Annotated in this window: 5 protein-coding genes; 3 read left to right on the top strand and 2 right to left on the bottom strand. The window is 60.1% G+C overall.

Annotated elements, in window-relative coordinates; all coding sequences use genetic code 11:
* Positions 1-206 precede the first annotated feature (206 nt).
* Both PMI23_RS25085 and PMI23_RS25080 read left to right on the top strand, forming a co-directional pair.
* A complete protein-coding gene (locus PMI23_RS25085; protein ID WP_007919713.1) occupies positions 207-641 on the top strand; it encodes a MarR family transcriptional regulator in 435 nt (144 codons plus the stop codon).
* 127 nt (positions 642-768) lie between these two features.
* Complete coding sequence (locus tag PMI23_RS25080; RefSeq protein ID WP_007919711.1) at positions 769-2,529, top strand: FimV/HubP family polar landmark protein; 1,761 nt, start codon at positions 769-771, stop codon at positions 2,527-2,529.
* A gap of 123 nt (positions 2,530-2,652) precedes the next feature.
* Here the strand turns inward: PMI23_RS25080 and PMI23_RS25075 are convergent, their stop codons facing one another.
* Positions 2,653-4,854 (bottom strand): patatin-like phospholipase family protein, encoded by a 2,202-nt coding sequence (locus PMI23_RS25075; protein ID WP_007919709.1) that lies wholly within the window; start codon positions 4,852-4,854, stop codon positions 2,653-2,655.
* 71 nt (positions 4,855-4,925) lie between these two features.
* Here PMI23_RS25075 and PMI23_RS25070 point away from each other — a divergent pair, with 71 nt between their 5' ends.
* Complete coding sequence (locus PMI23_RS25070; protein ID WP_007919707.1) at positions 4,926-5,213, top strand: SelT/SelW/SelH family protein; 288 nt, start codon at positions 4,926-4,928, stop codon at positions 5,211-5,213.
* Here PMI23_RS25070 and PMI23_RS25065 read toward each other — a convergent pair.
* Positions 5,207-6,100: a DMT family transporter gene (locus PMI23_RS25065; RefSeq protein WP_007919705.1), complete on the bottom strand. Its 894-nt coding sequence runs from the start codon at positions 6,098-6,100 to the stop codon at positions 5,207-5,209. The genes PMI23_RS25070 and PMI23_RS25065 overlap by 7 nt on opposite strands.
* Positions 6,101-6,200: the final 100 nt, after the last annotated feature.

Below are 6,200 nucleotides of genomic sequence, written 5' to 3'. Positions count from 1 at the left end.
ATTATGGATTCAGCGCCGATCTGCCACGTCGGCGTAATTCCCAAATATCCCCCATTCAGTCCCCTCTCCCTCTGGGAGAGGGCTAGGGTGAGGGGCTTCAAGATGTAACGATTCAGTACAGACCGCCACTTGCCTATAACTGCAGCTCATGCTTAGCTGGCTAATAATTAGAAATTCTTTATTTTCAGTCTAACCGTGAGTGTTTTATGCCGTTAACCGATCAACACCGCTTTGGCATGCAACTGGCCCAGATGTCCCGTGGCTGGCGTGCCGAACTGGATCGACGCCTCGCCGGGCTGGGGTTGTCCCAGGCGCGCTGGCTGGTGCTGCTGCATCTGGCGCGTTTTGAAGAAGCACCGACCCAGCGGGAGCTGGCGCAGAGTGTCGGCGTCGAAGGGCCGACCCTCGCGCGCTTGCTCGATAGTCTGGAGAGCCAGGGCCTGGTGCAACGCCAGTCTGTAATGGAAGACCGCCGGGCGAAAAAAATCGTCCTCTGCGCACCGGCCCTGCCGCTGATCGAGCAAATCGAAACCATTGCCACACAGTTGCGTCATGAGTTGTTCGAAGGCGTCGACGAGGCGGATTTGAAGGTGTGCATGCGGGTTCACGGGCACATTCTGGCCAACCTGGAAAAATCTTGAGGCACATCCACGTGCCGTATCTTTGAGAGATCGCGCTGCGCCGACTATAAGAACTACTGGGCAATATCGTGTTCGTACCGGATGTGCGAACGCATAGAAGTCGGTTTTGCTTATTTAAGGGATGCTCATGCTCGCAAGTCGGCACGTGGTACTGCGCGGCGGCGCCAAATGGCTGCTGGTCGCTGGTGTATTGAGTTATTCGGCCTGGTCGATGGCCTTGGGGTTGGGTGATATCACCGTCCATTCAGGCCTCAATCAGCCGCTCAAGGCCGACATTGCCTTGGTCGATGTCGGCGGGCTGACGCAAAACGATTTGGCCGCGCGCCTGGCCACGGCGGATGAATTCGCCGAGGCCGGGGTCGAGCGGGTGTTCTTCCTCAACGACCTCAAGTTCATCCCGATCCTGCATGGCAATCGCCAGATGATCCGAGTGACGTCCAGCAAACCGGTCAACGAACCCTTTCTGAATTTCCTCGTGCAGCTCGATCAACCCAACGGCCGGTTGCTGCGTGAGTACACCGTGTTGATCGATCCACCGGGTTCGCCGGGTATCGTGCCGGCCACCGATGAGCCGGATTTACGTGCGCAATCCTCCGCGTTTCCCACTGTCGAGCCTGTCGTGGCAGCGCCACAGGCACCTCAAGCCAAGCGCGATACCGTGCCAGCACCCACGCCTGCCAGCGATGCACTGGCCGAGCAGTTGGCCGCCAATGTGTTGCTGAATCAGCAACTGCAGAAGACCGTCGACGAATTGAACGCAAAACTGCAGACACAGGATGTGCAGATTGCCGACGGCAAGAAGCAGATCAGTGACTTGCAAACACGTCTGGTCGAGTTGCAGAAATCGCCGCCCCCAACTGTGGTGACCCAGGCACCTGCTCCTGCGCCAGTCGTTGCACCGGTCGAATCCAGCGATGACGGTTTGAACTGGTCATTGCTCGGCGGCCTGTTGCTGTTGCTGGGCGCATTGGCCGGGTTGTTTGTGCACCGTCGACGGCAACAACAGCGGCAGGTTGCCGAGCCGCTGCCACTGTTGCCGCAAGGCAATGAGCCGGAGGCGGCGGAGGCCGAGAACACCGAGTCGGTCAGAGTTCACACATCAGACCAACACCGCGAAGAACCCGCCGCTGGTGATGTGCTGGAGGCGGTGGGGATCTATCTGGCTTATGGCCGATTGGGCGAAGCCGCCGGGCTGTTGCGCGATGCCTTGCAAAAGGAGCCTGCGCGCACTGATATCGGTTTGCAGTTGCTAGAAGTGCTGGGACGTCAGGGTGACAGCGCCGCGTATGAACAACAGGAAAGTCATTTGCATGAGCTGGGTGTGGATGCCCGGACGTTGCAGGATGTTCGCGCGCGGCACCCGAAACTGGTGGGTGCAGCACCGTTGGCCGTGGTACCGCCGATTGTTGCAGCGGCCCCGATTGCCGCTGCCCAACCGGCGCCTGAAGATGATTTCGAACTGAATCTGGGCGAGCTGTCGATGGATTCCAGTTGGGATCTGGAAGACAGTCGCCCGGCCACCGCTGAACCTGCAGCAGACACCTCGGCGCTCGGCTCCGGTCTGCAGGTTCTGCCGCAGGACTTTGAATTGCCCGAGCCCAGCGAAGAGGCCGAACTCGAGTGGATCCCTGAATCGGAAGCCGGGCCGCTGGATGAAGATTTTCTCAATGAGTTTGCTGATGCCGAGCCGTCACTGGCTTTGCAACCGTTGGATTTGCAGGAGCCGGAACTGGTACACGACGCCAACTCCGGCAAACTCGAACAGGCGCAGACGTGCATTGATGACGGTGACATCGACAGTGCGATTGCGTTGCTCAATGAATTGCTCAAAGAGGGCGATGAACCTTTGAAGCAAACGGCGCGGACGTTGCTGGCGGGAATTCGCTGAAGCCTCCGATCCGATTTGCGGTTGAGCTGATACCGCCTTCGCGAGCAGGCTCACTCCTGCATTGGAATGCGTTCCCCTGTGGGAGCGAGCCTGCTCGCGAAGGCGGATTGTCAGGCGACCTGATCAGAAGGTCTGCCCAAGGTTCAGATAAACCGCCTGCTCATTCGCATCATTCAACCCATAACTGAAATTCAACGGCCCCAGCGGCGTGTCAAAACCGATGAACACGCTGGCCGCGTTGATATAGCCGCTGTCGAACTCATTGTCGTTGTTCCACGCCCGTCCACGCTCCAGCGAGGCGCCGGCATACAGCGGGAAGTCCAGTGGCAGATACGAGCGCGGCGTCAGCCGGCGGTAGTACACCGCGCGCATCAGGCTGACGTTCTGCCCGGAAATCGCGTCTTCTCTGAACCCCGACAACTGCCGCGCACCGCCAAGCAGGAAGCTTGACGTGACCACGTTGGCATCGTCCAGCGTACGCCCGTAACGACCACCGAGAATCAGCGTATCCGGGCCACGGCTCATGGCTTTGTCGAGTTTGAATTCCCACTGTCGGTAACGCGTATCCGAACCCAGGCCCGGTTCGAACTGCATCAGCGTCAGACTGACGTCCTTGCCTTCATGAGGGAAGTAGACGTTATCCAGCGAATCGTAGGAATACTTCAGCGCGTAGAAGCCTTCGTTGAAGTTTTCACTCGGCAGATCCTGATCGCCAATCCGCACATCGGCCTTGCCCCACGCCTCGCCGACACCGAAACGCACTTCGCCGTTGTTGCCGATCTGTCGGCCGAAGTTGAGGCCGAAACCGTAGCGCTCGACGCGATACTGCGCGATCGGATCGTTGTCGAGCACCGCTTCAACGTTCTGCGCCTCGAACGAGGCGTACGGTGCGACGAAGTAACGCGAGCCGACGTCCAGCGGTTGATAGAACTCGGTGTACAGCTCTTGTTTGTCGCCAATCTGCGCGCGGGTCAGCCATTCCGCGCCGAGGCGGTTGATACCGTTGATGCGATAGCTGGCGCCGAGATTGAAGGCGCTGTCGCCGCGCATGTCGTCCGACAGATTGAGGCCGACCCGCAAGTAATCGGTGCCGCTGCGCTTGCCCCGAGCGCTGATCACCAGTGTGTGATCCTCGCCCTTGTGCACCACGCGGTACTGCACTTGTTCGAAGTAGTCGAGGCCGTACAAAGTGCCCATGTCCGAGTGCAATCGGGCCAGATCCAGCGGCTCGCCAATGTGCTGGCGTATGTAGTAGCGGATCACATCGTCGTCGACTTTCGAGTCGTTCTCGACGCGGATGCCCGTGATGATTGGTGTGCGTTGACCCGGCGAACGTGCGGCGTTGAGTTCGGCGTCCTGGGATTCTTTGGGTTTGAGGACGGCGAGGCGCGCATCGAGGATTCGCGTGGCGCGATAACCGGCATCGATCATCTCCTGAGCCTTGCCGAAATCAGTGACACCGAACGCTGCCAGCGCGGGCTGGATCAGCACATCGGAGGATTTCAGCGCGGCCAGTTGTTCTTCGGAGTTACTGCGGGTCATCAGGGTGATCGACTGGTTCAACACATCGACCACGGTGGTCAGTTGCTTGCGGTTGCGCAGCGGTGTACCGATGTCGACGACGATGGCCACGTCGACGCCCATTTCCCGCGCGACATCCAGCGGGATGTTGTCGGTCATGCCGCCGTCCACCAGCAGCCGGCCGTCGAGTTCGACCGGGGCGAACACCGCCGGGATCGACATGCTGGCGCGGATCACCTGCGGCAGATGACCTTTGCGGAACACCACTTTTTCGCCGTTGGAGATGTCGGTGGCGACAGCGCGGAACGGAATCGGCAGTTTGTCGAAATTCCGGGTGTCGCTGGTGTGGGCCAACAGGCTTTCCAACAGCAACGAGAGGTTTTGGCCCTGAATCACACCCAGTGGCAAGCCAAGGCTGCCGTCGTCACGAAAGCTGAGTTTCTGTTTGACCAGAAAGTCGCGGTCATCCTGTTTACGCCGAAACGGCACATCTTCGCGCGGCGGCGCGTCGGACAGCGCGGCTTGCCAGTCGATGTTCAGCGCGAGTTTTTCCAGCTCATCGATCTTGTAACCCGAGGCGTACAGCCCGCCAACCACCGCGCCCATGCTGGTGCCGGCGATCGCATCGATCTTGATGCCTTGCTCCTCCAGCGCCTTAAGCACGCCGATGTGCGCCAGCCCGCGCGCCGCGCCGCCGGACAGCACGAGGCCGACTTTCGGTCGCGTCGCGTCACTGGCATCGACGCCGGCGTGAGCGAACAAAGGGAGGAAACCAAGCAGCAGGCAGAACAGCAGACGGCGCATTGTGAGTCTCGGGGCAAGCGTTAAAGCCGGCTATTATAGCGGCGCCCTCTGTCTCAGGAGTTTCAGCGAACATGACTGTCGCAAAAGCAGAAGTTGTCATCACCTATTGCACCCAATGCCAGTGGCTGCTGCGCGCTGCATGGCTGGCGCAGGAGCTGCTCAGCACCTTCGGCGATGATCTCGGCAAAGTCTCGTTGGTGCCCGGCACCGGCGGGGTGTTTCACATCAGCTGCGCCGGCGTGCAGATCTGGGAACGCAAGGCTGACGGCGGTTTTCCCGAGGCTAAAATCTTGAAGCAGCGAGTTCGCGATCAGATCGATCCTGACCGCGACCTCGGTCACAACGACCGCACTCAGTGAGACGCGGCCTCGGCGGCGACAGCTTTCTTGTCGGCATGGCCTGACATCCGCGCCGACACCACAATGGCGACAATGATCAGCGCGCCGCCGAGCAACATCTTCGGTGTCGGGTTTTCATTGAACAGCAACCAGGCGACGGTGATGCCGTAGACCGGCTCCATGGCAAACACCACCGCCGCCGTGCGCGCCTTGATCACCGCCAGACTGGCCACAAACAGGCTGTGCGCGACGCCGGTACAGAACACCCCGAGCAGCGCAATCCACAGCCAGTCGAGTGCGCGCACTTCGCTCAGTTGCGGTGCTGCAACTGGTAGTAGACACAGCGCGACCACGACGTTTTGGCACAGCGCCGCTTGCACCGCCGGAATCCGCCCGGAGCTGGCGCGGTTGGTCAGCGACAGCAGGGAAAACAGCAGCCCCGAAAGCACCGACCAGAGCAAGCCAATGGTCGCGCCGCTGCCGAGATCGAAGGCCGGGGTCACCAGAATCAGGCCGATGCTGACCAACACCACCAGCAGTATTTCATTGGCGCGGATGCGTTCGCGAAAGATCAGTCCTTCGAGAATCACCGTAAAGGCCGGGAAACTGGCAAAACCCAACGTCGCGATGGCGACACCAGCGATCTTCACAGACAGGAAGAAACTCACCCAGTGCCCGGCCAGCAACACGCCGCTGAGGGCCAGACGCCGCCAATCCACGGCCTGAAGTTTCTGCCAGCCGCTCTGGCTGGCGAAGCGGGCGAAGAACGCCAAGGCGACAACGGCGAAAGCCGCGCGACCGAACACGATCACAGCGGGGGAGGCGGCAGCGAGTTTGCCGAACACACCCGTCAGGCCAAACATCAAAGCACCGATATGCAGAGCGCCGAGGGCGGTACGCGGAGTCATTGCAATCCTTCTATCTCAAACACAATCTCAACTATTGATTGTTCCCACGCAGCAGCGTGGGAACGACCATTTACTATAGGAGCTGCCGAAGGCTGCGATC

Source organism: Pseudomonas sp. GM24, assembly GCF_000282235.1.
GTDB lineage: Bacteria > Pseudomonadota > Gammaproteobacteria > Pseudomonadales > Pseudomonadaceae > Aquipseudomonas.
Note: the sequence above shows the minus strand (reverse complement) of the source record. Positions and strands in the feature narration are given on the sequence as shown.

Bases quoted from the DNA above. Each gene is read 5' to 3' on its own strand.
- PMI23_RS25085 (WP_007919713.1), top strand. From the start codon at position 207: ATGCCGTTAACCGATCAACACCGCTTTGGCATGCAACTGGCCCAGATG.
- PMI23_RS25065 (WP_007919705.1), bottom strand. From the start codon at position 6,100: ATGACTCCGCGTACCGCCCTCGGCGCTCTGCATATCGGTGCTTTGATG.
- PMI23_RS25070 (WP_007919707.1), top strand. From the start codon at position 4,926: ATGACTGTCGCAAAAGCAGAAGTTGTCATCACCTATTGCACCCAATGC.
- PMI23_RS25075 (WP_007919709.1), bottom strand. From the start codon at position 4,854: ATGCGCCGTCTGCTGTTCTGCCTGCTGCTTGGTTTCCTCCCTTTGTTC.
- PMI23_RS25080 (WP_007919711.1), top strand. From the start codon at position 769: ATGCTCGCAAGTCGGCACGTGGTACTGCGCGGCGGCGCCAAATGGCTG.